The 26626-nt window shown below is 56.3% G+C and carries 26 protein-coding genes; 11 read left to right on the forward strand and 15 right to left on the reverse strand.

Features of this window, described 5'->3' with window-relative positions:
• The coding region (locus tag U9R25_09685) for a hypothetical protein (protein MEA3336167.1) at positions 1-253 on the reverse strand (253 nt) is incomplete at its 3' end.
• Between the two features lie 168 nt (positions 254-421).
• Here U9R25_09685 and folB point away from each other — a divergent pair.
• Together folB and folK are read left to right on the forward strand one after the other, a co-directional pair.
• Entirely contained in the window at positions 422-796 is a 375-nt protein-coding gene (gene folB, locus U9R25_09690) for a dihydroneopterin aldolase (GenBank protein ID MEA3336168.1), read from the forward strand.
• Entirely contained in the window at positions 793-1320 is a 528-nt protein-coding gene (gene folK, locus U9R25_09695) for a 2-amino-4-hydroxy-6-hydroxymethyldihydropteridine diphosphokinase (GenBank protein ID MEA3336169.1), read from the forward strand. Before folB ends, folK begins: the two co-directional genes overlap by 4 nt.
• Before the next feature lie 14 nt (positions 1321-1334).
• On the opposite strand, the gene U9R25_09700 is transcribed toward folK, so the two are convergent.
• From U9R25_09700 to ybaK, 3 genes are all read right to left on the reverse strand, one after another.
• Complete coding sequence (locus U9R25_09700; GenBank protein MEA3336170.1) at positions 1335-2657, reverse strand: hypothetical protein; 1323 nt, start codon at positions 2655-2657, stop codon at positions 1335-1337.
• A gap of 33 nt (positions 2658-2690) precedes the next feature.
• Entirely contained in the window at positions 2691-3830 is a 1140-nt protein-coding gene (locus U9R25_09705) for a uroporphyrinogen decarboxylase family protein (protein ID MEA3336171.1), read from the reverse strand.
• Between the two features lie 96 nt (positions 3831-3926).
• On the reverse strand, positions 3927-4394 hold the full coding sequence (ybaK, locus tag U9R25_09710; protein ID MEA3336172.1) for a Cys-tRNA(Pro) deacylase: 468 nt from the start codon (positions 4392-4394) through the stop codon (positions 3927-3929).
• A 170-nt stretch (positions 4395-4564) separates the two neighbouring features.
• Here ybaK and U9R25_09715 point away from each other — a divergent pair, with 170 nt between their 5' ends.
• From U9R25_09715 to U9R25_09730, 4 genes are all read left to right on the forward strand, one after another.
• Positions 4565-5068 carry a DinB family protein gene (locus U9R25_09715; protein MEA3336173.1) on the forward strand — a complete coding sequence of 168 codons (504 nt, stop codon included), beginning with the start codon at positions 4565-4567 and terminating at the stop codon, positions 5066-5068.
• Positions 5069-5139: 71 nt separating this feature from the next.
• Positions 5140-6135 carry a type I phosphomannose isomerase catalytic subunit gene (locus U9R25_09720; GenBank protein ID MEA3336174.1) on the forward strand — a complete coding sequence of 332 codons (996 nt, stop codon included), beginning with the start codon at positions 5140-5142 and terminating at the stop codon, positions 6133-6135.
• Positions 6136-6378: 243 nt separating this feature from the next.
• Positions 6379-6954 carry an RNA polymerase sigma factor gene (locus U9R25_09725; GenBank protein ID MEA3336175.1) on the forward strand — a complete coding sequence of 192 codons (576 nt, stop codon included), beginning with the start codon at positions 6379-6381 and terminating at the stop codon, positions 6952-6954.
• A gap of 1 nt (position 6955) precedes the next feature.
• Entirely contained in the window at positions 6956-8113 is a 1158-nt protein-coding gene (locus U9R25_09730) for a hypothetical protein (protein MEA3336176.1), read from the forward strand.
• A gap of 440 nt (positions 8114-8553) precedes the next feature.
• On the opposite strand, the gene U9R25_09735 is transcribed toward U9R25_09730, so the two are convergent.
• The 9 genes from U9R25_09735 to U9R25_09775 all read right to left on the reverse strand — a co-directional run bounded on the left by U9R25_09735 (position 8554) and on the right by U9R25_09775 (position 16869).
• Positions 8554-9585 (reverse strand): alpha/beta fold hydrolase, encoded by a 1032-nt coding sequence (locus tag U9R25_09735; protein ID MEA3336177.1) that lies wholly within the window; start codon positions 9583-9585, stop codon positions 8554-8556.
• Between the two features lie 41 nt (positions 9586-9626).
• Entirely contained in the window at positions 9627-9785 is a 159-nt protein-coding gene (locus tag U9R25_09740; GenBank protein MEA3336178.1) for a hypothetical protein, read from the reverse strand.
• A 106-nt stretch (positions 9786-9891) separates the two neighbouring features.
• Entirely contained in the window at positions 9892-10920 is a 1029-nt protein-coding gene (locus tag U9R25_09745) for an SAM-dependent methyltransferase (GenBank protein ID MEA3336179.1), read from the reverse strand.
• Between the two features lie 501 nt (positions 10921-11421).
• Positions 11422-11592 carry a transposase zinc-binding domain-containing protein gene (locus tag U9R25_09750; GenBank protein ID MEA3336180.1) on the reverse strand — a complete coding sequence of 57 codons (171 nt, stop codon included), beginning with the start codon at positions 11590-11592 and terminating at the stop codon, positions 11422-11424.
• On the reverse strand, positions 11586-11738 hold the full coding sequence (locus U9R25_09755; protein MEA3336181.1) for a tyrosine-type recombinase/integrase: 153 nt from the start codon (positions 11736-11738) through the stop codon (positions 11586-11588). The genes U9R25_09750 and U9R25_09755 overlap by 7 nt, the downstream gene beginning before the upstream one ends.
• A gap of 651 nt (positions 11739-12389) precedes the next feature.
• Positions 12390-13766, reverse strand: coding sequence for an alpha/beta fold hydrolase (locus U9R25_09760; protein MEA3336182.1), 1377 nt, complete (start codon positions 13764-13766; stop codon positions 12390-12392).
• A gap of 105 nt (positions 13767-13871) precedes the next feature.
• Complete coding sequence (locus tag U9R25_09765; protein MEA3336183.1) at positions 13872-15224, reverse strand: ATP-binding protein; 1353 nt, start codon at positions 15222-15224, stop codon at positions 13872-13874.
• Entirely contained in the window at positions 15221-15904 is a 684-nt protein-coding gene (locus U9R25_09770) for a response regulator transcription factor (GenBank protein ID MEA3336184.1), read from the reverse strand. Before U9R25_09770 ends, U9R25_09765 begins: the two co-directional genes overlap by 4 nt.
• Positions 15905-16101: 197 nt before the next feature.
• On the reverse strand, positions 16102-16869 hold the full coding sequence (locus U9R25_09775; protein ID MEA3336185.1) for a hypothetical protein: 768 nt from the start codon (positions 16867-16869) through the stop codon (positions 16102-16104).
• Between the two features lie 264 nt (positions 16870-17133).
• On the opposite strand from U9R25_09775, the gene U9R25_09780 reads away from it, so the two are divergent.
• Positions 17134-18921, forward strand: coding sequence for an ABC transporter ATP-binding protein (locus tag U9R25_09780; GenBank protein ID MEA3336186.1), 1788 nt, complete (start codon positions 17134-17136; stop codon positions 18919-18921).
• Complete coding sequence (locus tag U9R25_09785; protein ID MEA3336187.1) at positions 18918-20735, forward strand: ABC transporter ATP-binding protein; 1818 nt, start codon at positions 18918-18920, stop codon at positions 20733-20735. The genes U9R25_09780 and U9R25_09785 overlap by 4 nt, the downstream gene beginning before the upstream one ends.
• 165 nt (positions 20736-20900) lie before the next feature.
• Here the strand turns inward: U9R25_09785 and U9R25_09790 are convergent, their stop codons facing one another.
• Positions 20901-21554, reverse strand: a complete 654-nt coding sequence (locus U9R25_09790) for a protein-methionine-sulfoxide reductase heme-binding subunit MsrQ (protein MEA3336188.1) — start codon at positions 21552-21554, stop codon at positions 20901-20903.
• Between the two features lie 109 nt (positions 21555-21663).
• Positions 21664-22638, reverse strand: coding sequence for a protein-methionine-sulfoxide reductase catalytic subunit MsrP (msrP, locus tag U9R25_09795; GenBank protein ID MEA3336189.1), 975 nt, complete (start codon positions 22636-22638; stop codon positions 21664-21666).
• Positions 22639-23026: 388 nt separating this feature from the next.
• Between msrP and U9R25_09800 the strand changes: the two genes are divergently transcribed.
• The 3 genes from U9R25_09800 to U9R25_09810 all read left to right on the forward strand — a co-directional run bounded on the left by U9R25_09800 (position 23027) and on the right by U9R25_09810 (position 26520).
• Positions 23027-23971, forward strand: a complete 945-nt coding sequence (locus U9R25_09800) for a sugar ABC transporter permease (protein MEA3336190.1) — start codon at positions 23027-23029, stop codon at positions 23969-23971.
• On the forward strand, positions 23968-24834 hold the full coding sequence (locus U9R25_09805; protein ID MEA3336191.1) for a carbohydrate ABC transporter permease: 867 nt from the start codon (positions 23968-23970) through the stop codon (positions 24832-24834). The genes U9R25_09800 and U9R25_09805 overlap by 4 nt, the downstream gene beginning before the upstream one ends.
• Before the next feature lie 270 nt (positions 24835-25104).
• The gene (locus U9R25_09810; protein ID MEA3336192.1) at positions 25105-26520 is read left to right on the forward strand and encodes an ABC transporter substrate-binding protein; all 1416 of its coding nucleotides are present in this window, start codon (positions 25105-25107) and stop codon (positions 26518-26520) included.
• Positions 26521-26626 lie beyond the last annotated feature (106 nt).

Genomic DNA, 26626 nt, shown 5'->3' on the forward strand with positions numbered 1-26626 from the left:
TCGTGCGCACAGAACCTTCGACCGCCTCCTGGCCCACTTCTCCGTCGATTGCTACGGCTGTCGCCGGACCGCTGTGGTCATTACCGTTTGTATGAATCGTCGGCTGGAAATCCTGTTTCAAGAGATCGTAGGAAGTTCCATTGATATTTAGAATAGACATATTCGAACCTTTCTTTTTCGTTGATGCCAGGGCGTACCTTGTTTCCCTGTTCCCGGTCACCTTTTCCGGCTTGCACATGAAAAACATCTTCATGGTCGAGCACACCTGTATAGTTTCATATTTTGCAAAGCTTTTTTCTATGATCAGGTCCTATGATAGCAGCAAATATGTGCAAGACCCGTCAGCTTCACTCCATTTCATAAATTAGACGCGCTGGCACCAACAAATGTTACCATTATTCGCAGTATATGGAGGGTTCAAATGGCAATTGACCAAATCCAGGTCCACGACCTGCTCGTCCGCTGTATTGTCGGAATTAACCCCGAGGAGCGAATCAAGAAGCAGGATGTGATCATCAATCTGACGCTGTTCGCCGACATGCGAACGGCAGGAGAAAGTGATGACATCGAGGATGCCGTCAACTACAAATCATTGACCAAGGCCATCATCGGACACGTGGAAGACTCGCAATACTTTTTGGTGGAAAAGCTGGCTCACAAAATCGCCGAAATCGCTGTCGTGGATTTTGGTGTGGAGCGCGCCCAGGTCATGGTGGAGAAACCGGGCGCGCTGCGGTTCGCCCGGTCGGTAGGTGTCACAGTGGAACGCAGCGCGGAGGACTTCCAGGCATCATGAACGTTGCCTATCTGTCGCTGGGATCGAACATCGACAAGGAAGACAATCTCGTCGATGCGGTAGATTTGCTGGCAAAACATGGCCGGTTGCTGGCGGTTTCTCCTGTATACGAGACAGAAGCGGTGGGCAATCCCGATGATCCCACCTTTTTCAACGCGGCTGTCATGTTGCTGACTCCTTTGTCTGCCGCTCAGTTGAAGGAAACCGTGCTACGCAAGATAGAAGCCCAGCTCGGCAGACGTCGTCACGACGACCCAAATGCGCCGCGCACTATCGATCTGGACATTTCCCTTTTCAACAACGAGGTACTGACACTGGGGAAACGGCAGATACCTGATCCTGAAATCCTGCTCTATCCCCACGTTGTTGTGCCGCTCGCCGATGTCGCCCCGGATTATGTCCACCCACAAACGGGCGAAAGGCTGCAAGATATCGCCTGTCGGGTCCTGCGCAACTCCAGGCAGTTCCTGATTCGCCAGGAAGAAATCGATCTGGCCCCGGCCATTTGGCCAGTCCTGGATTGACGGAAATGAATTCGTCAATCCAGTTCGTAACGATCCCAGAGAGACTCCAGGTCAGGGAACCCTTCAGCTATCCAGTGGGCCAGAATCGGCCTTACTGCCTCAATCTGTTCGATCACAGCAGTCTGATCTTCTGCCACGGCGCCGGCCTTTTGCCACAAGGGCAGCAACCACTCTGACGCCGGAAGAGATGTAGCAAGAGCAGCCTCGTCAAGGGTGATCAATGCTGCAGCTGCGCCCAGGGCATACCGCCTGGCCTCCAACCCCTGTGCCATGGCAAGCCGGATTGTGCCGATCAGACGATCGTCCCAGCCCAGCTTTCGCTGTGGATCGCGACCCACCCGCGCTACCCGGTCCTGCAAGTAGGGGTTGGCCATCCGGGTCAAAAGGTCCTCAGCATAATGGCGATAGCCCTCGACAGTAAAGAGCGGATCCACGCCACGGTATTTACGGATCAAGGCGGCACCCGACTCCTGCAAAAAGGCGGACCTCAGGAAAGGCATTACGCCGGGTACCCCTTGTAGATCGGCAATGGCCTCGACGCCTCTCACCGCCCCCAGGTAGGCAGCCAGCGCATGGGTAGCATTATGTCCATAGAGCTTGGCCTCCTCAAAAGGAAGCAGGTCCCCTTTCTCCTCGAAAACCTGGATGCCGCGGGAGAAGGACTCATCATCAAACGATATCCGGGAGATCAGAATGCGATTGAACGCCTCGACCAGAAAGGCGCGCCCGTGGCCGGGCGTGATCGGCGCCAACGCCTGCATTTCGATCTGCCGGGGATCGTCAACCACGCCACTCATCTTGCCGATGACGGTATTCACGAACTGAACTCGTTCGTTGACGGCCTGCCGTTCCTGCGCTGGAATCTGCGAAAACAAGGCACCCTGAAGGATCTCGGCCGCTTCGTTGTGGTTTTCTGCAGCGTAAACAACCGCACGAGGCCCACCACGTTTTGCCTTCAATCGCAAACCATCGGCCAGACTGCGGTGCAGACTGGCCCGATCGGGCGTACGGTAATAGGCAACACTGGGAATGGCCGTGGCGATCTCGTGGGCCTGCGCCAACGCCTCGACCAATCGCTCCCGGTCCTGTTCCTGCCCAGGGTCGAGCAACGTGACCGGTCCAACCTGCGCCCGTTCGATCCCATCGTCGTGGGCGATGTTGACGCGATACTGCCCGCCGTTCGAGCGAACAGCAGCAACCACGTCGGGCAAAACCTCGGCAACGACCATACGGGAAAAGTTGCCTGCCCGTTGTGCCTCATAGAGAAACAGGCCCGCCTGAATAGCGCCAAAACCAAAACCGACAAAGCTACAGTCGCCCTGCATCATCCCGGTCATCGCGATTATCCCCTTGACAGCAGCTGGCTGATCTCATTCATGGTTCACAGTTGGTGTCTCCAACCCGGCCAGCGACCTGACCTCTTCGATATATGCCACGATGTTCTCCATGGGGGTGTCCCAGAGAACCTGATGGCTGGTCTGAAGAATGTAGCCACCGCCTGTTGTCATGGTTTCGTTGCGCTCCCGGATTTCGGCGCGCACTTCCTCGGGCGTGCCAAAGGGCATGGTATGCTCCACATCGATTCCGCCGTAGAAGGTGATCTTATCCCCGTAGCGTTGCTTCATCTCGACCGGATTCATCACCGATGGCTCCAGGGGATTGAATATATCCAGGCCGATCTCAACCAGATCGGGGAAGATGGCTTGAATCTTGCCATCGGAATGCAATCCGACGTAGACGCCGCGGTTGTGGCAATGATCGAAAATGGTTTTCAGTCGCGGCCGGATGAATTTTCGCCACATCCCCGGACTGAACATCATGTTGGACGATGTGCCCCAATCGTCGGAGAAATAGAATCCATCCACGCCGATATCGATTTGCTGGTCGATGACAGGCAAGTCCCATTCGGTCACAATGCGATCTAACAGGTCGTGCACGAACTGGGGACGCTCCACCATGTCCATCATCAATTCAGTCAATCCCCGAATACTCCAGGCGCGCTCGAAGAGGGCCATACCAAGCTTTCCAAAGAGGAAGGCCCTGTCCCGCCAGCGGTCCGCCAGAGCCTGGGCTTTGTCAAAGCGACCTTCCCGAAAGGGATCGGGCATCTGATAGCTGTCGAACAACCGCCAATCCTCCGACAGCGGATAGGCAACCGGATGGGGCATGCCCGATGTGCGATCCCAGACGCAGCCAAATTCATCCTCGTGGAGAGCGCCGCTGGCATCCAGGTTCGTATGTACCGGCCCACCACTGGGTGTCAGATCCAGGTCCTTCACCTCCTCTGCCCACGGATTGTAGTTGAAATCGGTGCCGATCTTGACCACATGATTGCCGATGAAGTCTGCCACCTCTTCGCTGCTCGCCAGGCCATAATAGTCCATGATCTTGTGATATACCATGGGAATGGCATGGAAGTTGTAGGGTACATAGTCGGTTTCCTGGTGTTGAACTGCCTTGAGCACGCGCTCCCGGCGATCGGTTGGGGTACCGTAGGAAAACAAGTCCATAGGTTTTCGCTCCAATTAACAAACTGATTGAAAGGTTTTCGGTTCAGGTCGAATGCTGACACCGGGATTCGGGATTATAGCATACTTCCGGCTTGATCAACGGGCGATATCGCCCAGTTGCCCGCCGGTGATCCTCAGAAAATCTGCTGGCGCCAACACCAATTGCATCCCTCGCTCGCCGGCGCTCACGGCGACCCGGGGCCACAGTTCGACCGTTTCATCGAAAAAGACCGGAAACGCCCGCCTGGCAGCCAGTACTGTGACGGCGCCGCGCACGTAACCCGTCAGTTTCTGAACATCGCGCAACGGTACCAGCCTGAGGCGCTTCTGGCCCGACAGAGAAGCCAGCGCCTTAAGATCCAATTCCGTATTTGCCGGAATAACCGCGAAAAGATGACGCTCTTGATCGCCGCCGGTAATCAGCGTTTTGAAGACAGTCTCAGGCGCCATGTCGATGGCATCCGCTACCTGTTCGGCGGAAAGATGCTGCTCGCCCACCGGAAAATGACGCACCCCGAAAGGAATTGCGGCCTGTTCCAACACCCGCATGGCGTTGGTCGTCATGCTTTCTTGCTCCGGGCAGTTGATCAAAAACGAAAAGCGGCTACGTCGCCATTATCCCCCAATGCAGCAAAGCTGGCAAGAAGGATGAAGCCTTGCGGGAAGAAAAAACCACTGCGCCTCATTATCCGACCCTTGCGGGATGTGGTAAAATCTGCAAGGAGACAATAAACATGACAGAAAAAACCACTTCCAAGGATCAACTCTTGGCACGCTACGCAGCCGGCTATGGTCAGTTATCGGAGCTTCTCGAGGGGTTGAGCGAGAGCGATCTGAATCGAGCCGTTGCGGCCGATCAGTGGCCGATTCGCAAGATCGTGCACCACCTGGCGGACGGCGAACCGGTTTACGGCTTGCTCATAAAGATCGCCGTGGGCACGCCTGGAAGCAAGGTGCGACTGGGTGACTACCCCGGCAACGAGCCCTGGTCCGAGGCACTCCACTGGGCCAATCGTGCCATCGAGCCGGCAGTGGCGCTGTTCAAGGCCCAGCGCGAGGACACGACAGCACTGCTTCGACAAAGGCCCGACGCCTGGGATCAGCAGATCCGCTTCGAGATGCCCCAAGAGCAGGATGAGATCTCGATGACGGTGACGCAGATGATCCAGGTCCTGGTTGATCACCTTGACGAGCATGCGGCGGAGATCGAGGATATCCGCAAGAAACACAATCTCTAGCTTTCGGACTTCAGCGACCAACCCCGGTTTGACCGGAATCGCGCCATTGGACCTGGACGGAGAGCAAGCTGATGGCAGAACAGCCATTGTATCCGATGACTTTCGATCCGGCATTTAAGGCCTATATCTGGGGCGGGCGCAACCTGGAAACCCTGGGGCGCACCCTGCCGCCAGAGACGATCATCGCTGAAAGCTGGGAGATCGCCGGCCACGAGGATGGCACCTCGACGGTCAACAACGGCCCTTATGCAGGCCAGCTGTTGACCGAGGTACACGCCAACCTGGGTCTCGATCTGATCGGCCACAACAATGCCTGGGCCCAGGAACGCCACAAGTTTCCTCTTTTGGTCAAACTGTTGGATGCCAACCGCCCCCTTTCTGTCCAGGTGCATCCCGACGATGACTACGCCCTGGCCCATGAAGGCAACGAGCTGGGCAAGACCGAAATGTGGGTCGTGCTGCACGCCGAACCTGGCGCTGAACTGATACTCGGCGTCACCCGGGGAACCACACCGGAAGCGTTCGAAAAAGCCATTGCCGAAAATCGGCTGGAGCCCTTCCTGCATCGCATCCAGGTCAAGGCGGGTGACCACGTGTGCGTGCCTGCCGGCACCCTGCATGCGATCATGGGCGGCTTGATCATCGCCGAGATCCAGCAAAACTCCAACACCACCTACCGGGTCTACGATTGGGGGCGCCTGGACGCCAGCGGACATCCCCGTCCTCTGCACATCGACAAGGCCATGGATGTCATCAACTTCGACCAGGTCGAAACGCAGCTCCTTCCCCCAAAGCCGATCGAAACACGCGATGGCGTGCGGCGCTCGCTTCTCTGTAGCAACCGCTATTTTGTCACCGAGAGAGTGGCGTTTGAAAGGGGAGCCTCGTTCGAAGGCGAGTGCAACGGGAATACCCTGGAAATTTGGGGGATCGTAAACGGCACCGCCGAAATAGAAAGTGTTTCGCTGGAAGCTGTGGAATTTGCCCTGCTGCCCGCAGCCATGGGGGCATTTTCGGTGCACGCACGTTCCGATGTGATCGCTCTGCGCTGCTATTGTCCCGGCTAAATCAGTACAGTCTCCATACACTTCGACTACGCTCAGTACAGGCTTGCGCCGGCCTATCTGCTCGTATGGGTCCGATTGTTCCTGGACCAGGCCAATACAACACTTCGACGGACGCAATCATCAGTGAGGGGTATTCCTGTTCTGCACTCTCAACAGCGCACTACACCCACTGGCTCCAGTTTTCCCAATCGGCCCAGCCGTATCTGTTTGGCAGATTTCCCGTTGGTTATGATGAGCATGGCCATGCACCGAGCGATCACCGATCAAGAGATCACAACATTGGTCCTCCGCTGCCAGCGAGGCGAGGTGGACGCGGTCGAGACATTGTACGAGTTGTACGCCGACCGACTTTACCGCTACCTGCTGGCGCGTACCGGCGAACCGGATGTGGCCACAGATCTGACAACAGAGTTGTTCGTGCGAGTGATCGATCGCATCAGCAGATTCAAGCTCAACAGACGCCGGCCAGCAGCCTCCGTCAGCGCCTGGCTCTACCGAATCGCCGCCAACATGGTTACAGACCACTATCGAGAGCAGCAACGCCTGCCGCAGGTAAGTCTGAACGAACAATGGCCGCTACCGGCAACCAGGGGCAACCCGGAAAAAGTAACGGAGAAGCAAGAGGAATTTGAACTGCTGTCCCAGGCCATGACAGCACTGAGCGAGGATCAACGGCTAGTGATTATCGGCAAATTCGGTGAAGATATGAGCAACGCAGAGGTGGCGGCCTGGCTGGGCAAGACGGAAGGCGCTGTCAAGTCCTTGCAACATCGGGCGCTACGAGCAATGGCACGATTTCTGAAAAGAGAAGAGCTGTAAAATGGACCTGGCGACGATACTGGACGATTGCTTGCACCAGCTGAAAACCGGGGAAACCCTGGCCGATTGCCTGGCGCGATATCCCGGCCATGCGGCAGAACTGGCGCCCATGCTGGATGCTGCCATGCAAGTCCGGGTTTTAGGCCAGCAACGACTGAGCGATGGCCAGCGCCTGCGCGGCAAGGTCATGCTCCGGGAGGCGCTGGCCAATCAATCAGCCAGACGCTCCTGGCTGGCCACGCTCAGTGGCTCCCGCCCCATGCGCGGCCTTGTTACAGCTGCTGTTGTCCTGCTGTTTGTTATCCTGACGGGTTCCGGTGTGGTCGCTGCCAGCCGGCCAGGCGACCCGGCTTATCCAGTGCGAGTCATGCTGGAACGGGTGCCCGTGCTGTTACAAATAACCTCCGAAGGGCGGGCGCAGGCAGAATTGCATGCCGTTGGCCGCAGGTTGATGGATCTGCAAACCTATCTGGAAGAGAGCGGTCAGGTGAGCAATGAAGCCCTGGATGCCCTGCTGATAGGCTATGGTGCTGCTGCTGCCCACGGTGCCCACCTGCCGGATGAACAGCGCTTCCAGATTGCCAACCGGTTACAGGAACATGCACAGATCATGACCCACCTGTCGTCGCGCGAGCCTCAGCCGCACGCAGTCCACAGACTACGAAGTGCCGCCCAACAAGTCAACGCCATCGCTGAACGACTGCGACCGGGAGGATCTCACCCCGCAGATCCATCCACCTCCACCCCACCTGATCCCCAAGCAGGGGATGAGCGACCCGGTGGCGGCCCATTCAACACACCCACACGGACGCCCCGAGCCGGCCAACCAACTATCAGGCCACCGGATTCAAGGCCCGATGGCAGGACCAGACCAGCGCCGGGCACCCCAACGCCCGGCCAGCAACCGGTGGAGCCTTCTCGACCGCCGGGAGAAAGGCCAACCGAAATGCGGCCCGTAGCTCCCGGACCATCGCGAACGCGTGTGAGGCCCAGCGCCGATCCTGGGGAGACGCCCACAGCGACGATAGAAGCCGAAACCGTCGCTCCGGCGCCCACCCCAACCGCCGAGGCCACGCGTCCCGGTCCCCGGGGCACGCGCCCACCAGACCCTCAACACACGCCGCCCGGTAACAGTCAACCGTCCAGGCCGCGCTCGTAAAGGAGGCATGACAATATTGATTGACCCGCTATGCTGATTTAATGAACTCAACCCTATTCCCGGAGGTATTTCAGATGAAGAAACGAATTATGAGTCTGTTGCTTATCGTTGCATTCCTGGTTGCTGTGGCATCCCCAACTTTCGCTGGCGGCGGTCAAAACCAGGGCCAAGTTGGCCAGGGATCGGTAAATCAACACCAGGTACAAGATCCACCGCCGTTCCAACCCTGACCTTAACGGCTTTCAACAGTCAAACACGAATAGCTTTGATGAACCAGACAGCCTCAATTAAGGCTGTCTGGTTCATCTCCTCAATCAACTATCGGTTTCAGGATGAGGGTATAGTAGAGAAAATCGCCCGGGCCAGGGTGTGGTGGACAACGACGAAGTCCATCTCCACGAAGATGGTTTTTACCACGCGACGCAGCAACGAGAGAATGGTCATGTCCGGGAAAGATTCCTTTCGAAGAATGCCATCTGGTCGGCAACGCTGGCCTCGAAGTTTTCGCCCATGTAGACATCAAAGTGCCCAATGGGATAGCGTTGGAGTTCGGCCAGATCACCCAGGATCATGGCTGTCTCTTCGACAGCACCGGCAGGCAACAGATCATCCTTCTCACAGATCTGCAGCAGGGTCGGGCAGCGAATTTCGTGGGCCTGTTTGATAGGCCTGTATTTGTCGCCGCGGATGGCGGTTCGCGCACAGGCCTCGTTTATGTAACCGGGTGGGATGAACTGTTCAAAAGCATCCATTGCATCTGGCGTCGTCATCAGGGCGACGTTTCCCGGCTTGCCCACAACCGGTATCTTATGGGGCAACAGGCCAAGCCAGGATCGCGCCAGGTCCCGCTGGGCATGAACGGCGATACGAAGATCAACTCCAGCCCGTGAATAGGTTTTCTTCGCGGATACCAATCCATCTAATCCCGGGCACTGGGCGGCCATGCAGGCGATTCGATGATCCTGGGCCGCCGTCACGACCACGTGACCGCCGCTCATCGACGTTCCCCAAAGGGCAATCCTTTCCGGATCGATCTCCCCGCGGCTTCGAGCGTACCGAACTGCAGCCGCGTAGTCTTCCAGTTGGTGTGGAATCCAGATCAACCCCCGCGGTTCACCGGCGCTCTCACCCCAGAAACGGTAATCAAATGCCAGAACGGCGAAACCGGCAGCCTGAAAGCGGGTTTCGTAGCGGTCGAGACCCATCGCCTTGGTCCCGCCCAGGCCATGCGCCATCACGATGCACGGCACCGGGGCTGTGATCCGTGGATGATTCCGTTCGATCAGGCTCCGCTTGGCCTCAATCGAATCGGGTAGCTTTTTTTTCAGCCACTCCAACTCCATCTTAAGCCGGCCGATCTGGTCGTACAGTTCCGATTGCAGTGCTTCTTGCTCTCGCTCTCGACGAGCTCCGTTCTGGTTGATGAATAGATTGCTTCCTCCTGCTATCAGCTGTCGCTTCCAGGCGCTCACCTGGTTCGGATGGATATCGTATCGACTAGCTCACGCACCGCCTAGCTCTCGCATCGTCTGCTGACGTGCTGGCGTAGCTCTCGCATCGTCTGCTGACGTGCTGGCGCAGCTAACTCGCTAACAGTCGCTATTCCCTTCGCAGCCTCTAGCGCCACCTGGAACTTGAACTCGGCGCTGTGCTGTCGACGTTTCTTGGACATGAGATTGGCACCTCCACGTGCTGATTATACTCGGTTTTCACACCTTAGCACGTGGTCCAGTTTTCGGGGCCAATTATAGGGTTAGGCGCAGTTATTATTTCTCCATTTATGGTTTTTCAGCCTCAACAATACAGTAAAACGGTTCAATATCAAGTTTCTCACCAAATTGAGTGTATTCTGTCATTTTCAATCCGCATTCTTTTAGGAATGATTCAACTGCCGCTTTAGGATCATCTGACATATCTATACCAAATTTCGCAGGCTCTCCCATACTTTCTATCAAACTCATGTTTCTTTTAGCAATAAATGAATATTCACCTAAACTGTATGCTTTGGAATAAAAGTCTTGAGCAATGACACTTCCGTCTACACATAAATCAGCCATATCCTTTAGTGTTTCTTTGACAATATCAGCTTCTAAATACAAAGAAACGCTTTGCCAAAAGAACAAAGTCTTTTTTGTTTTGTCAAAACCAGTTTCTAAAAGTTTATCAGCCCAAGATTCGTTTGCATAATCGACTGGGATATAGGTGATCCAATCATGCTTTATACCTGCTTTTTTCAATGTTTCAACTTTCACATTTAGTGTATTAACCTGGTCGAGTTCAAAAACCTTTACTTTTTTTCCTTTTGTAACTTTCAAGGCTATTAGATCAAAGCCAGCTCCAGGAAGGACAATCTGCTCCATTTCATCAACATATTTTTCCATTATCTTGTCAAACGTGACCACCCGGCTACCCGAAGTGGCAGCTAAGTTCGCCTCATCTGGTTCAGCAACTTTTGAAAGCCTGGTTTTAAAGCCAAATAACCGCTGGGAAATGATAAGCGCTCCCATAGTCGTCCACAAACCAAAATGTGATTCACATGGAAATTTTTTTGTAAATGCAACAGAAAGGGGATCCAGCCTGGTCTCAAGATAATGCATGAACCACCTAAATTGAAGCGCTTGACCTGCGGAGAAGGAGACACCCAGTTTCTTGCTATTTACCATTTCTTTGTACATTCCATCTACTAGTCCAACAATAAAAAAAGGAATGAAGATTATTTGAATCGGTATATAAAGAATGATTTGAAAAAGCTTAATTATGAAACGTAATATTCCGGGAAGCTGTTTTTTTTTGTTTTTATCTGTCATAAGATTCTTCTACACATGGACTTTCAAAGCTTTTTCGTGCCATAGAAGGCAAAAAAAACCGTCATCGACAAAATTCAGCATAGCTATTGCGCCTAACGGGAAAAGAGTTTCATGTGGCACAGGGCACACAAAGCGACAATCGACATCGTTAGGTCAGTGTTGGCTGCGGCTGTAGAGCCATCGGGCCGGGAGCCGCCACATAAACTTTGGTTGAACTAAGCCGGGTTATGCGGCTGAGAACCGCTATTTGGACCTACGGCATACGAACCCGTTGGCAGGGGTCCGGTGACCTCTGGTGGCCACATTGAAATTATTGTAGCATCTGAGATGGCAGATGTCAACGCAAAGTTGGCGATCCGATTGATGTCATGAACCATGAAAGCCCTCTTTGCCAGAGAGTGTCAAGGTTCCCTGCTAGAGGAAATGATCGACAGACAGGACGAACCACAGGTCCTGGCTCAAGCAGTCAGCACCTGGCAACAAATGGCGGTCAGAACAAGGTCATGAAAGCATGTTCCCAGGAGGACAGCGATAGACATGACCACCGAGAGTCTCTGTGCGACACTGCTCGATATTGCGCATCGCTGCAAGGTGGCTGGGCAGCATGCGGTCACCGTACTTCTGGCGATAGGTGGATCCATGCTGGCGAAAGATCTCAGCCAGCTCTACCATGACAGCCCATCCATCACCCGCTCAATGGCTTCCATGGCCAAATCTTCCGATTTACGGGTCAGATGGGTGTAACGAGCAGTGGCCTTGATGGAGCTATGACCCAACCAAATCTGGATCAGGCGCAGGTTGACCCCAGCTTCCAGCATATGTGTGGCCCAGGAGCCCTAAAGGAGGCTTCGCACTGACGCAACGTGTGGACGGTGGCGTGCTTTTGCATGCCGCTGGCCTGGACGGCCGCCCGGAGCGCCTTTTGCACGCTGCTCTCATGCACCGGTGCTTCAGCAGCGGACAAAGGCTGACCATGTCGCGGCGTTGTGGGAAAAAGCCATACCGCATGACGATACAGGGCCCAAAAGGACCGCAGCATTGACAAAGCGGGTTGCGGCAAGGGCACGTAGCGGTCTTTGTTTCCCTTTCCTTGTAAGATTGCAGCGGTATTCTGTCAAGAAAAAAAAGACGGGAGGGGAGCAGAAATTCTCCGAAGAATCCCCAAGTTTCTTGCAGTACAAATGATCCCGAACAACGAGGATCACGGAGCACTCAATATGCCGCTCTTGACCCACCCCCCGGCCCCCTCCCAATCTGGGAGGGGGAGCGGTTGAGGTCTGCAGAGTAGCGTCATCCCGACTCCCCTCCCCGGTTCGGGGAGCCCTTCGCTGTCGCTCTGGGGGCTGCGCACGGGCTGGGGGAGGGGTCATAAGGGTCGCCCAACAGCTGCTTGTATGTGAGCTATCGCATCACCGTTGGCTGACTCTCCAGGAGCTCACAGCCAACATTGGCGCACACCGTCGCCTTGACTAGCCGGCAGCGCCCCCTACCACTGGCACCCGGGCGAAATGGGCGGCGATAGTGACGCTGGCGGCGACCCATGCCGGCCCCGTTTCAATCTCCACCTGCCACCAGCTGGCATCCTCGTTACGCCCCAGAATCGGCAGACTCTCATTGGACTCCATGCGACCAACAACCTCAAAGCCGATCCCAGGTCCACTGCGCACGTTGACCGGACCGCCACCCGAAAACACGGTCGGTTGATCGGTGTCAGCCCACGCGATGGGTGCGTCCAGCACCTTGTCGAAGAACTGCAGCGACCTGGCCATGGCTGCAGCGAAATTCCCGGAGATATTATGGTTATCGCCAGCGTAGGTGAACAACTCCACCGGCATGCCGGCTTCCTGGCCCTGCTCATATAGATGCTCTGAGAATTCAACCGGCACTGACTTGTCCCCGCGCGCGTGATGCAACTGGATTGGTCCCGAGAGATCATCCAGGAAATGGTTGGCAGAGATCGCCTGCCAGAATTCGGGATTGCTCTGCGGTGAACCGTAGGGCCCTAACCAGCGAAAACGGGATCGCCCGCGCAGGCTGTTGGGATCGATGGTCGGCGTTGGCCCCCGTCGCCAACTCAGCAGCAGGTCCTCGTAGGCGCCTACCACCCCACCCCATATCACTCCTGCTTTGATGTCGTCCGTGGTGACCATGGAGCGAAGAGTGATCCAGCCGCCCATGGAATGTCCCCACATGCCGATGCGCTGCCGATCCGCGTCAGGGAACTGCTTGAGTGACGCCACCGCGTTCAGGACATCAATCACATACGCCGGAGAATTGTAAGCACCGGAAGGCCGCCCCTCCGACCGATCATGTCCCCGGTAGTCTGGTCGAAAGACGATATAGCCGTTGCTGGCAAAACCATCGACGTAGGCCACGTAACGTTCCGTAGTGCGATATTTACTTGGGGCAATGTAGCCATGGTTGAAAACGATCACGGGCCAACCGTTTTCCGGTTTCTGGCCGCGCGGTACCGTCAACAGCCCATACTGTTTCAACCTCTCTGAAGCATAGGAGGCAATATACCGATCGTAATTGCTGCCCGGCGCCAGTGTCTCCTCGATCACCAACCGGCTGCCCGGGTAGCTCTGTTGCCGCAGATATTCGATCGAGAGGGGATGAATCGGCGTCGGGGTTGGGCTGGGCGTATCGGTTGGCGTGGGCGAAACCGTTGGCGTCGACCTCCGCGTCGCCGTCGGGCTCGGTGTAGGCGCCGCCGCGGGGATCGATGTGGCGGTGGGTGCCAACACTGCCGTCCCGGTTGCCCAAGGGGTAGCAGAAGGCTGCTGCCGACCACCACACCCGACCAGGGCCACCACGAATCCAATCAACAATAAAATGCGACGCATCAATCATCTACTCCGTCATGCCGACATGATGTCAAGACGCAGAATTCTGACATTCTGACATTCCGACATTCTGATATTCTGACAAGCTGACATTCTGACATAGTGTCAGCCTGTATCCGCGGTCGGCAGCACAATGCTAAACCGGGCTCCCGCACCAGGCACATTTTCCGCCAGAATGCTGCCTCCGTGGGCCTCGACAATCGATTTGGCAATAGCCAGACCAAGGCCCGACTCGCCGTTTCCCGTACGGGCCTCGTCGGCACGGTAGAAGCGTTTGAAGATATTAGGAAGGTGTTCCGGCTCAATACCGCTTCCGCTGTCCTGAACCGAAAGGATCACGTTGTCGCCGCTGACCGAGCCAGACAGCAGGACCGTACCACCTTGCGCTGTATGACGCAGCGCATTGCTGACAAGGTTGCCCAACACCTGCGCCATGCGGTCGGGATCCACGTCGATCAACGCCATATCCTGCGCCGCGCCAACCTGAAGCGTGATGCCATCGGCCGCAGCGTGCCCCCCGTAGGCCACCGCCGTACGCTCCAATAGATCGACCGGCGCCGTAGGCCGTCGATGCAACGGCAGTTCCCCGGCATCGGCAAGAGAAAGGATCCGCAGATCATCGATCAGATGGCCCAACAGCCGCACCTCGCCGTGCATGGCATCGTACATCTCTGGCGAGCCATGCAGCTTGCCATCGGACAAGGCTTCCGTATAACCCATGATAACGCTGAGAGGAGTGCGCAGTTCGTGGGCAATGTCAGCGCTCATCTGGCGCCGTAACTGGCTGGCTCTGGCCAGATCCTGACTCATCTGATTGAAGGACTCGGCCAATTCACCCAGTTCATCCTGGGTGCGCACCTGGACCTGATGGCCAAGTTCCCCCTGCGCGATCACTTTCGTCGCCGCTGTTAACTCTCGCACAGGCCCGGATATGCTGCGGGCCAGAATAATGCCAAGAATAAGAGCGATCAAAGCAGCTCCCATTGCACCGAAAATAACTGCCTCCCTTAACCGCCTGATAAAGTCAGCTTCCGGCGAACCTCGTGAAGCAAGTCGCGACGGGCCGTGATCCAGAAACAGAACCAAACCAATGACTTCGCCGTTATGCTTGATCGGGATTGACCTGGACGCCATCTCCTGCCGCAGTTCGTGTCCCAGCATAGTGCGCGAAGCCGCCCACCGCACGACCCGGTTGGCATCGGCCAGGACAACGGGCCTGGTCGGTAACCGTAGCACCGAGTTTCCGACCCCCTGCCAACTTCCATTCCGCTCGAAATAGTTTCCCAGGCGCTCAACCAAATCGACCTGATAGCGGTCCAGGACAAAGAGATCAAACGCCTGTTGTGTGCGCAGTCCGACAAACGACGCGACCAGAACCGCGCCGGTCAGACCGACGATCAGAAAGGCCAGAGTGAGTTTGAAGGTCAGGGAACGCATGGTTGATTCAAGTAGCTTCATTCCGCCACAAAGCGATACCCAACCCCGTAGATTGTTTCGATATAACGAGGTTCACCGGGATTGGCTTCAATCTTGGACCGCAGATTGCGTATATGAACATCGATCGTACGTTCGAATCCCTCATAATCGTCACCCTGCAACCGGTCGAGAAGATCACTGCGGGAAAATGCCCGGCCGGGAGCCGTCATGAAAACCGCCAGCAATTCGAACTCCGATGGGGTCAGTTCAACGCGACGGTCGTCCACGGTGACAAACCGGGTTTCCCGATCGAGCGTGATATCTGCTGAGCGGAGGAGGTCACTCCGTAGCGATTGCCTGTCAACACGCCTGAATACAGCACGAATTCGAGCGGTCAGTTCGCGCATGCTGAAGGGTTTGCAAACATAATCGTCGGCACCAAGCTCGAGGCCCAGAACCTTATCACTTTCGGTAAGCTTTGCCGTCAGCATGATGACCGGCACATCCGCCTCCCGGCGATAGGCCCGCATGAAATCAAATCCTCCCATTTCTGGCATCATCAGATCCAAAACAATGAGATCGGGTTTCTCATGGCGAGCCACAAACAGCGCCTCCTTGCCTGTCGCCGCCGTGACCACCCGGAAACTCTCCTGTTCCAGGTAAGCCTTCAGCATAACCCGCAGTTCTTTTTTGTCGTCGACGATCAGAATGGTCTTTACCATGGCTAACTTCCAGAAGACGGCGGACGACAGACCGCAGACGGCGGTCAGCGGTCACCAGACATGCGTAACATCAGCTCCATAAGTCTACTGGTTGCGTGCCTGATGTCAAGTCGGGGCGCTTCCAGACACATGAACGCGACCTGAAGCGTGGCAGACATTGCCACGCTTCAGGCCATTGTTTCGGGGCCGACTGCTACTTACAGGCTCAGCGAACCGGGAAGAGCGGGTCTGGCGGGTCTCCTGAAGTTGCGCTGGAAGGGAGTGAAGTCACCACTGCCACCTCCCCGGAATGTGTCGAACCGGTGCCCACCTTTCGGTGCAAAGCCTCGCATGACAGGACCATTGCTTAGAATAGAATCCGCCTGTTCCTGGGTAATGACCCCGGCGGCCACCGCCTGCTGCAAAGCGTTTTCATAGGCTTGCCGCATACTTTCGCCAAAGTTAATGTCGTCCATGTACTCTCTCAGGTCCTGACGGGCCTGCATCAGGTCCGCCTGTTCCTGGGTGATGCGACCATCTTCGACAGCCTGGGCAAGCCTGGCTGCCGCGGCCGCGTCCCTGGCGTTTTCGAGTTCGGCGACGCTGATTCCCAGCGCTTCTGCCAAAAGTGCCTGCGGGTCAATGGTCTCGCCGAAGAAACCGCGATGATCCTTGAAAACCCGGACGGAAGCAGCCTTGCGCTCCAGAAGAACATCGGCCTGCGCTTCCGTAATCAGGCCCTCGTCCAGTGCCTGCTGAATAGCGGCCTCACGGGCTGCTTCCTGGGCAGCATCCAGCGCCTCTACCGGAATGCCCAACGCCTCAGCCAGGTACTCATGATTGTTGGGTCCACCAGCGACCGGACCCCGGTGATCGACCGGTGCGGCATCCACACCGGAGGCTGCTGCTGGAAGTGCTACCATGGCCAGTATCATCACTGCCAGGCCCACACCCGCTATACTTGTCCACTTCTTGATACGTTTCATCTGTTAATTTGCTCCTTGTCTCGTTTCAGTTGACCAGATCGATTGAACCGATCTGATCTCAGGATACATCAAACCTGTAAAGGAAATATGAAGAAAGCATTTGAAATCCGTTAATGGCTGTTTTCCCAAAATGGAGCAACCGGCCTATACTATTGGAACTTCCAGGAAGCTGGGAGTTTCCCGGAAGCTGATTGTCTCTTCCAGGTTGACGATAAATGAATCGGCAACATCGCTGCATATCCCCGTGTTGAATCCGGAGGTCTCGTGGAGTCGTTGAAGCGACTGGGGCCCTTCATGCGCCCCTACTGGCACATCATCCTCTTGTTAGTGATCACCGTCATTCTGCCTGTGGCCATGGAACTCGTCGTGCCACGCCAGTTGCGGGTGATCATCGATGATGGCATTCGCCAGGGTGACATGAACGTTATCGTTCAAAGTTCACTACTGATGCTGCTTGCCGCCTTTTTCGGCGCACTGGCAGCCCTGGGCCAGGGAGTCTGCCGGGCCCTGTTGTCCCAGGGTCTGGCATTCGACATGCGTGAAGCGCTTTTCGGACATGTCCAATCCCTTTCCTTTGCCAATCTTGACCGCATGCAAACGGGTGAGCTTATAACACGACTTGCCGGCGATGTGGACATCATCCGCGCCTTCATGAGCCATGGCCTTGCCCTCTTACTGCGCGCTTTGCTCATGATCGCCGGCAGCGTCCTGTTCATGTTCATCATCGACTGGCAACTGGCGCTGATCATGCTCGTTCTTCTTCCCCTGGCAGGCCTGCTCATCTGGACGGTGATGCACCTGGCGCAACCCATGTTTTTGGTAGTTCAGGAGAAACTGTCCCTGCTCAACACCGTCGTTCAGGAAAACCTGGCCGGAGTACAGGTGATCAAGGCCTTCGTACGAGAACGCTTCGAGATCGGCCGCTTCGCCGTTGTCAATGAAGCCTATATGAACGAACATATCCGCGTTGGCCGACTGCTTGCCATCGCGCTGCCAGTGCTTGGAATTCTCACCAATCTGGGCATCGTCGCTGTTCTCTGGTTTGGCGGCCTGAGCGTTATCGGCGAAAGATTGTCGATCGGCCAGTTGGTGGCCTTTACCAGCTATCTCATGATTGGCATGGCACCCCTGCTGCTTCTGGGCAATATATTGACCATGGTCTCACGCGCTCAGGCCTCCACCGAACGGGTTTTTGAAGTCATGGACGTGCAGGCTGCAATTCGAGTCCCGGAGCCGGCCCACACGGCGCCAGTCGTCCAGGGCCGCGTCATCTTCGACGATATCTCCTTCGGTTACCAGGGGAACAACAACGGTGCAAGCACAGAAAAGGTGCTCGATCACCTCAGCCTGGTTGTGGAGCCAGGCCAACAGATCGCCCTGTTGGGTGCCACTGGCTCCGGAAAGAGTACCCTTGTCAATTTGATTCCCCGTTTCTACGATGTAGGCGGGGGCCAACTTCTGGTAGACGGCATCGATGTACGGGATTGGGATCCGAAGGTGCTCCGGTCGCGAATTGGCGTGGTTCTTCAGCAGACGACCTTGTTTAGCGGTACAGTACGAGAGAACATCGCCTACGGCAGGCCGGACGCGCCCCTGGAAGAGGTTATAGCCGCTGCAGAAGCTGCCCAGGCCCACGATTTTATTTTGGCAATGCCCGAGGCCTACGACAGTCTGGTCGAGGAACGAGGCGCCAATCTGTCGGGCGGCCAGAAGCAGCGCATCGCCATTGCGCGCGCCCTGCTGATATCCCCAAGAATATTGATCCTGGACGATAGTACGAGTGCTGTCGATCTGGAAACCGAGGCCAACATCCAGCGGGCTCTGGACAATTTGATCGACGGGGCGACCACCTTTGTCGTGGCCCAACGAATCAACAGTGTTCTCAACGCTGACCAGATTTTGGTGCTCGACGCCGGTCAGATTGCCGCCAGGGGCACCCACCGGGAATTGCTGGAGAGCAGCCCGATCTACCAGGAGATCTTCCGATCACAACTTGGCCATGATCAACTGCCACTTGATAGCCAATCGACCATGGATCAGCAGCCACAATGACAGCCCACCAGCCAGGTAAACAGCAACCACAACGTGTTCGTCTTGGCATCGGAGGCGGTCGGCCCTCCGGTGAAAGTGCGCTGGACAGCCGCTCAGCTGTGCGGCGCCTGTTCAGCTATGCACGCCCCTATCGCGGGCGACTCATCCTTGTCGCCCTGCTGGTAGCAGGTAATACGGCAGCAATGCTGGCCGGTCCAATTCTCCTGGGCAAGGCCATCGACAACTACGTGATCCCCGCTGATGTGGCAGGCCTTTTGCGCATTTGTTTGATCATGCTGGCCTTTTATCTGGTTGGGGGGGTTGCCGCGATTGTTTATGGCGTTATGATGGTCGATATCGCCCAGGAGCTGATGGCCGACATCCGCCTGCAACTCTTCGCTCACATCCAGCGTCTTTCCATGGCCTACCACGACCGCCACAGGGTTGGCGACCTGATGAGCCGCATCACCAATGACACTGAGGCCATCAACCGCGTCCTGAGCAATGGCCTTGTCCAGTTCATCACCAATGTCTTGATGTTGGGTGGCATCATGGTGGCCATGTTTTTGCTTAGCTGGCAACTGGCCATGGGCACGCTGATTATCCTGCCCTTCATGCTTTATCTGACCAGCCTGGTCACCCGGCGCAGTCGATTGGCCTTTCGGGATGTTCAACGCAGTCTGGGCGTGCTCAATGCCATCATGGAGGAAAATATCGCTGGAATTCGTGTCGTGCAGGCCTTTGCCCGCTCATCGGAAACCGAAGCGCAGTTTCGGGAGGTCAACTGGGCCAATCGGCAAGCTGGTGTTCGGGCGGATGTCATCAGCGCCGCGTTGGGGCCCATGTTCACCACCATGAGCACGATCACCATTGCTGCCACTGCTCTTCTGGGCGGCTGGTTGGCTATCCAGGGCGTCGTGACGGTGGGCGTCCTGGCAACCTTCGTTGTCTACATCATGATTTTCTTCCGTCCCATGCGCTCTATCGCCATGCTTTACAACAATCTGCAGTCCGCTCTTGCAGGGGCAGAGCGCATTTTCGAGGTATTGGATGCCCAACCGTCGGTGCAGGATAAGCCAGATGCCCAGCCGCTGGCAAGGTTAGAGGGTTCTGTCAGTTTTGAGGATGTCACCTTTGCCTATGATCCAGGAAAACCGGTGCTGCATCACGTCAACTTCCATGCGACGCCGGGACAGACTATCGCGCTGGTGGGGCCCACCGGCGGTGGAAAAACCACGATTATCAACCTGCTGAGCCGGTTTTACGACGTGGCTGAGGGAGCCATCACGATCGATGGACAGGACATCCGGGATCTCCGGCAGGCTGCGCTTCGGCAACACCTGGGGATCGTCCTGCAGGACACATTTCTGTTCTCCGGCACGGTGATGGACAATATTCGCTACGGGCGACTGAAAGCCAGCGACGAGGAGGTCGTGGCTGCAGCCAGGCTGGCTAACGCCGACTGGTTCATCCGCCGTCTTCCCGGAGGCTATCAGACCCAGGTCTCGGAGCAAGGGCACAACTTCAGCGAGGGACAACGCCAGTTGCTGGCCATAGCCCGGGCCGTGCTGGCCGATCCCAGTATCCTGATATTGGACGAGGCAACCAGCAGTGTGGATTCCCGCACCGAACAACAGATTCAGGAAGCGCTGCTGCGCCTGATGGAAGGCAGGACCTCCTTTGTGATTGCCCACCGGCTCAGCACGGTACGCGATGCGGACAGGATACTGGTCGTCAACGGTGGAGAGATCATCGAAGAGGGAACCCACGAGGAATTGTTGGATCAGGGCGGCTTTTACCACAACCTCTACATGAGCCAGTTCAGAGATCAGTAGAGCTTTCACCCGGAGCCTGGCGGATATGGAACTCGTGCTCGCGGAGGTGCACCATTTGAGGTAGTGACCTAGTACTCTGCGGGCTAAATAACTATGCAGTAACCAAGGTCCTTCACCAGAAGTAGGGACGGTCTTTAACTGCATACTTATCTACGCCAAGCTGCACTAGGCACCCGACGTAGCAGCCGACCCATCCTTCACCCGATCGACCAGTTGCATTCGCCAGCTGACCACTTTGTGCCGAACGACCGGGATGCGCAGGATCAGGAGCAGCGCTACAATGCCACCCCAGATCAACGGTTCGCGGATGTCCGACTTGACTACCCAGGTGTAATGCACAACGACCAGGATTCCTGCCGCGTAGACGAAGCGATGCAGGCGTTTCCAGCCCTTCTTGAGGCGGCGCTGCCAGCCCCTGGTAGATGTGATCGCCAACGGTACCAGGATCAGGAAGGCTGCAAAGCCGACCAACACATAGCGTTTTTCGGCTAACTCCAGTCCGACCAGGTTCAGGTCAAACCCGTAGTCAATACCGAAGTAGATGGTGAAGTGAATTGCGGCGTAAAAGAAGGCATAAAGCCCCAACGCCCTGCGTACCTTGATCGCCTGCCGGAAACCAAAGACTGTATTGACCGGCGTAGCAGCCAGGGAAAGCACCAACAGCACCAGGGCGGTTTTTCCGGTGCGCAGCGTGGCCTTCTGGATGGGATTGGCCGTCAGGTTACCCTGGGTGGCGTCCCAGATCAGCAGCGCGAGCGGGATCAGCGCCGCAACGTGAACGGCTATCTGGAATTTTGTGAGTTTTGGTCGGGTTAGCATGGTGATTTTGTCGGTTGGGAGGGAGTGAGTAGGTAAATAGATGGGTAAATAAGTAAACAAGGAGATTGGTTGCTTCCATGTCTACTTGTTTTCCTAGCACCCACTTTCCCTAATAATACACGCTCAGATCCATCCCGTCATACAGATGAGCCACCTGATCGGCGTAGCCATTGAAGGGCAACGTGGCCCGACGCTTAGTCTCGCCGATGCGCCGCTCCGTGCGCTGCGACCACCGTGGGTGCGGCACATCAGGGTTGACGTTGGCATAGAAACCATACTCATTGGGCGCGGCCGCCATCCAGAGCGACGTGGGCTGCTCGGCAACCAAATCGATCTTGACGATAGACTTGATACTCTTGAAACCGTACTTCCAGGGCACCACCAGTCGAACAGGTGCGCCGCTCTGGGGCAATAATTCCTCGCCGTACAGCCCTGTCGACAGAAGCGCCAGGTCATTCATGGCCTCGTCCAATCGCAAGCCTTCCACATAGGGCCACTCGTACCACGGGCTGCGCATGCCTGGCATACGCTCGGGATCGTTTACCGTTTCAAAGCGTACATATTTGGCGTCAGAGGTGGGCTGCACATCTTTCAGCAGTTTCGCCAGCGAAAAACCGAGCCAGGGAATCACCATGGACCAGCCCTCAACGCAGCGCATCCGGTAGATCCGTTCCTCCTGGTCGTAGGTTTTGAGCAACTCCTCGATATCATAGGTCTTTGGATTGCGCACCAGGCCGCCTACCTCGACGGCCCAGGGGCGATTGGGATAGCCTTCCGCCAGCCTGGCGACTTTCTCCTTGTCGGTTGTGAACTCGTAGAAGTTATTGAAGTTGGTAATGGCCTCAAACGAAGTTGCTTCGCCGGCAACTTCGCCATTGAGTTGGGCAACGCCGGGTGTCGCTGCCGCGGAATCGGCCGCCGAACCACCGGCCGGCGAAACAATCCCGGTCTCGGGAGAATCGCCTCGTCCGCAGGCAGCCAGCACCATTGCGCCCAGCGCCAGGGTGCCAGTTGTCTTCATGAACTTGCGTCGATCCCGATAAATATGTTGGGGGGTAATCTCTGAACTTTTGATTTCGGTCATGCTGTCTCCACGGAAAATGCGCTGAAAGTCGAACAGTTGCTTATCTACAATGCCCAGAATAACGGGTCTTTATGAAGCCTTGCTTAACACCATATTACGAAAAGATTACAGAGAGTCTGTACCTTCCCTTACCAGACCATGGCTTGGCCATTATAGCCCACTTCTCGAAAAACGGCTCCCTGGCCGTTCAGGTTTCTGGCCGATGGCGCCCGATAACCAGGTTTGGTCGCAGGCCAGCCCAGTCTGCCTGGAAGCTCCTGGCAACCGCTGGATGGGTAATTTAGAACAAAGCACATCTCCAGTTTGACCGACAGAGACATCTGTTGTACAATCCAGCGTCCCCGATCATCGACCCTGACAAGATTTCCACGGAGCGAAAACCCACATCATGGGCCAGGCGACTACCACAGAGGTTCATGCCACTGGCGTGACCGCAACCCGCAAGAAGCGTTGGAACAGGACAAAATCCACAGCGGAGGCATACCTGTATCTTGCGCCAACACTGATCGCCCTGGCTGTATTTGTCTTCATTCCTGTCTTTTCCTCGTTCCGTCTCAGCTTGCATCGTGTCGCGCCCTTTGGTGGAAGAGAGATATTCATTGGTCTGGAGCACTACTCACGGCTGTTGACCGATCCAGACTATTGGAACAGTGTCAAGGTCACCTTCCTGTTCATGTTGGGCGTCGTGCCTGTCGGGTTGTTTCTGGCCGTTCTGCTGGCGGTGGCTCTCTCCTATCCGCTTCGCCATCTTTCGGGCTTGCACCGGCTACTCATCTTTGTGCCCGTCGTGATCAGCAGCGCAGTGGCAGGCGTACTCTTCAAATGGCTCTACCATCCCGTGGTTGGCTATATCAACTATTGGCTCAGCCTGATCGGCATCCAAGGACCAAATTGGTTGGCCGACAAGGATTGGGCACTGATCGCCATCATTCTGGCCACGATCTGGAAGGAGTTTGGCTTTAACGTCATCATCGCGCTTGCGGGCGTGCAGGCCATCGACGATACCTTGTACGACGCAGCCAAGGTAGATGGTGCCAACTTCTGGCAGCGCCTGTTCCAGATTACGATACCGCTGCTTACGCCCACGCTCTTCTTCCTGCTGATTATCAACATCATCCACACCTTCGAGGCCTTCGGCCAAATCCACGTCCTGACCGAAGGGGGCCCCGGTCAGGCAACCAACACCATGGTCTATTCCATTTTCTATGATGCGTTTGTGGGTACACCCCAGCGCGGTATTGCCTCGGCACAAGCCTATCTGTTGGCACTCATGGTTATCGCCATGTCATTCGCCCAGTTCTTCGGGCTTGAACGAAAGGTGCACTATCAATGAGCTCCACCAACACTTCCCCGTCACCTCGCGGGAGACGCCGTCTGGATATGGGTGAACTGGCCATGCAGATTTTCCTTTTCAGCGTGGGGTTAGCTATTTCCCTTCCCATTATCATTGCGGCGTTTACCAGCTTCAAAGCGCCACAGGAGGTAATCACCTACCCACCGAAGTTCTTTCCTTCGGAGTGGACGCTAAGGAACTACGAGGTGGCTTTCAGCGCCGTTCCCTTCGCCCGTTTTCTGCTGAATAGCTTTATCCAAAGTTCGTTGATAACCGTGGGACAGGTCCTCTTCAGCGTTCTTGCTGCCTTCGCCCTGGCCACTCTGGATTTCCCGGGTCGCGAGGCCATCTTCTTCATTATCATCGGCAGCCTGATGATCCCTTTCGAGCTGACCTTTATTCCCAACTTCCAGTTCGTGACCGGGCTGGGTTGGGCCAACGCCTATTCGGGGTTGACAATCCCGTTCCTGGCCAGTGCATTTGGTGTATTCCTGCTGCGCCAGTTTTTCCTCAGTATCCCGCGAGACCTGCACGATGCCTCGCTGATCGATGGCGCCAGCAATTGGCGCTACCTGTGGACTATCGTCGTCCCCCTGAGCAAGGGTGCCATCGGCGCTTTTGCTATCTTCGCTTTTTTGAGCGCCTGGAATCAGTATCTTTGGCCCCTGGTCATCACTGATACCGTCGAAATGCGCACGATCCAGATCGGTATCCGCTTCTTCATGACCAACATCGAGCGGGGTGCCGATTGGGGTGCTGTGATGGCCGGCTCAATCATTGCATTGCTGCCGACCCTGGCGGCTTTTTTGGTTGCCCAAAAGCAATTGGTCAAGGGCATCGCCATGACCGGTTTGAAGGGCTAACCCGTGAAGCAGCGAGCCTTTCTTCCTCGCTGCATGTTCAATCAGATCCAACGTTGCTCCGAGAGGACAAGTCGCGCAGAAGCTCCAGGTTTGGCCTGGTAGGAAAGCCTGGCCCTTACTCGAGTGCGACTCTGTGGACAAAGGGAATTTCCACAAGTGCGAACCATCCATTGTCCGCCCTGGGCAAGATTGGATCTGATCTGTCGGCTGTCGATCTACCGTTCCGATTCACCCTGTTTCTTTATCAAACCTTAATGGAGGATCTACCTGATGAACCGTATCTACACACTGACCGCCTTGCTTGTCCTGCTGGCGCTGCTGGTTACCGCCTGCGCTGCGCCAGCTGCGCCGGTTCCTGTCCCTGAAAAGCCCGCTACCGAAGAAGAAGCGGCTGCAGAGCCCGCTACCGAAGAAGAAGCGGCAGAGCCCGCCGGAGAGGCTATCGCCCTGAATTTCTGGCATGCCATGGGTGGCAATCTGGGAGAAACGGTCAACGAACTGACCGAGCGCTTCAACAACAGCCAGGACGAAATCGTCGTTACCGCCACATACCAGGGTAGCTACGACGACACCTACAACGCCTTGCTGGCTGCCTTCGAGACCGGCGGCGAGCCCAACATTACCCAAAACTTCGACCTGGCTTCCCAGACCATGTTCGACACCGGTCGTCTGATTCCTGCCTGGCAGCTGGGCGAGGCCGAGGGCTACGACTTCGACATCTTCGTGCCGGCCGTCCGTGACTACTACTCCGACGAGAACGGCATGGTCGCCATGGCCTTCAACAGCAGCACACCGCTGCTCTACTACAACGCCGACATGTTCGAGGCCGCCGGGGTAGAGATGCCCGAGGGCAGCATGGCCTTTAGCGAGTTCAAGGCCCTGTGCGACGACCTGATGGCGGCCGAGGTGGCCCCCTATTGCTTCACCTTTGGTCAGGTGGGCTGGTATTTCGAGCAGATCCTGGCCAACAGTGGTGGGCTCTACTTCAACGAGGACAACGGCCGGACCGGCCGGCCCACCGAGGTCATGTTCAACGAGGGCCAGGGCGTCGAGGTCTTCACCTTCTTGACCGACCTGATCAACGAGGGATATGCCCCCAATCTGGGCAAGACCTGGACCGATACCGACAGCACGTTCACAACCCAGCAAGCCGCTATCCAGATCGACTCCACGTCCGATGTGTCGATCATCACAAACAGCGAGCACGAGGTAGGCACCGCCTTTATTCCCCACAGCGACAGCAGCGACCGTAACGGCGTCATCATCGGTGGCGCAGCCCTGTGGCTGATAGACGCGGATGACGCTGCGGCGAACGACGCGGCCTGGCAGTTCATGAAGTTCATGGCCGAGCCGGAGCAGCAGGTCACCTGGCATACCAACTCCGGCTACTTCCCGGTGCGCACTGACGTGGCGGACAACGAGGAAGTACAGGCATTCTGGGCCGAGAATCCCAACTTTGTCACCGCTATCGATCAGCTTGCCACCACACCGACGACTTTGGAGGATGGTTCACCCAACTATGCGGTGCTGGGCGGCCGCGCCGGCCCCTTCCCCGCCATTCGCCAGATCATCGTTGAATCCTATAGTCGCGTTCTGGATGATGGCCTGAGCCCTCAGGAAGCCCTGGACGAGGCGGCCAAGAAGGCCAACGAGGAACTGGCCAACTACAACCAATTCTTCGAATAGGTCACAGCCAGGTGAATCAGGGTTTGAACTCGTGCCGGCCCTTTTTCACTTAACCTGAGTTTCTGTTTTTTCGACAAACCATGTGGTGCGTAGCAGACCATACGCT

The sequence above is a fragment of the Chloroflexota bacterium genome (genome assembly GCA_034717495.1).
Lineage (GTDB): Bacteria > Chloroflexota > Anaerolineae > JAAEKA01 > JAAEKA01 > JAYELL01.

Bases quoted from the DNA above. Each gene is read 5' to 3' on its own strand.
- folB (MEA3336168.1), top strand. From the start codon at position 422: ATGGCAATTGACCAAATCCAGGTCCACGACCTGCTCGTCCGCTGTATT.
- folK (MEA3336169.1), top strand. From the start codon at position 793: ATGAACGTTGCCTATCTGTCGCTGGGATCGAACATCGACAAGGAAGAC.
- U9R25_09700 (MEA3336170.1), bottom strand. From the start codon at position 2,657: ATGACCGGGATGATGCAGGGCGACTGTAGCTTTGTCGGTTTTGGTTTT.
- U9R25_09705 (MEA3336171.1), bottom strand. From the start codon at position 3,830: ATGGACTTGTTTTCCTACGGTACCCCAACCGATCGCCGGGAGCGCGTG.
- ybaK (MEA3336172.1), bottom strand. From the start codon at position 4,394: ATGACGACCAACGCCATGCGGGTGTTGGAACAGGCCGCAATTCCTTTC.
- U9R25_09715 (MEA3336173.1), top strand. From the start codon at position 4,565: ATGACAGAAAAAACCACTTCCAAGGATCAACTCTTGGCACGCTACGCA.
- U9R25_09720 (MEA3336174.1), top strand. From the start codon at position 5,140: ATGGCAGAACAGCCATTGTATCCGATGACTTTCGATCCGGCATTTAAG.
- U9R25_09725 (MEA3336175.1), top strand. From the start codon at position 6,379: ATGCACCGAGCGATCACCGATCAAGAGATCACAACATTGGTCCTCCGC.
- U9R25_09730 (MEA3336176.1), top strand. From the start codon at position 6,956: ATGGACCTGGCGACGATACTGGACGATTGCTTGCACCAGCTGAAAACC.
- U9R25_09740 (MEA3336178.1), bottom strand. From the start codon at position 9,785: ATGTCCAAGAAACGTCGACAGCACAGCGCCGAGTTCAAGTTCCAGGTG.
- U9R25_09745 (MEA3336179.1), bottom strand. From the start codon at position 10,920: ATGACAGATAAAAACAAAAAAAAACAGCTTCCCGGAATATTACGTTTC.
- U9R25_09750 (MEA3336180.1), bottom strand. From the start codon at position 11,592: ATGGTAGAGCTGGCTGAGATCTTTCGCCAGCATGGATCCACCTATCGC.
- U9R25_09755 (MEA3336181.1), bottom strand. From the start codon at position 11,738: ATGCTGGAAGCTGGGGTCAACCTGCGCCTGATCCAGATTTGGTTGGGT.
- U9R25_09760 (MEA3336182.1), bottom strand. From the start codon at position 13,766: ATGCGTCGCATTTTATTGTTGATTGGATTCGTGGTGGCCCTGGTCGGG.
- U9R25_09765 (MEA3336183.1), bottom strand. From the start codon at position 15,224: ATGAAGCTACTTGAATCAACCATGCGTTCCCTGACCTTCAAACTCACT.
- U9R25_09770 (MEA3336184.1), bottom strand. From the start codon at position 15,904: ATGGTAAAGACCATTCTGATCGTCGACGACAAAAAAGAACTGCGGGTT.
- U9R25_09775 (MEA3336185.1), bottom strand. From the start codon at position 16,869: ATGAAACGTATCAAGAAGTGGACAAGTATAGCGGGTGTGGGCCTGGCA.
- U9R25_09785 (MEA3336187.1), top strand. From the start codon at position 18,918: ATGACAGCCCACCAGCCAGGTAAACAGCAACCACAACGTGTTCGTCTT.
- U9R25_09790 (MEA3336188.1), bottom strand. From the start codon at position 21,554: ATGCTAACCCGACCAAAACTCACAAAATTCCAGATAGCCGTTCACGTT.
- msrP (MEA3336189.1), bottom strand. From the start codon at position 22,638: ATGACCGAAATCAAAAGTTCAGAGATTACCCCCCAACATATTTATCGG.
- U9R25_09800 (MEA3336190.1), top strand. From the start codon at position 23,027: ATGGGCCAGGCGACTACCACAGAGGTTCATGCCACTGGCGTGACCGCA.
- U9R25_09805 (MEA3336191.1), top strand. From the start codon at position 23,968: ATGAGCTCCACCAACACTTCCCCGTCACCTCGCGGGAGACGCCGTCTG.
- U9R25_09810 (MEA3336192.1), top strand. From the start codon at position 25,105: ATGAACCGTATCTACACACTGACCGCCTTGCTTGTCCTGCTGGCGCTG.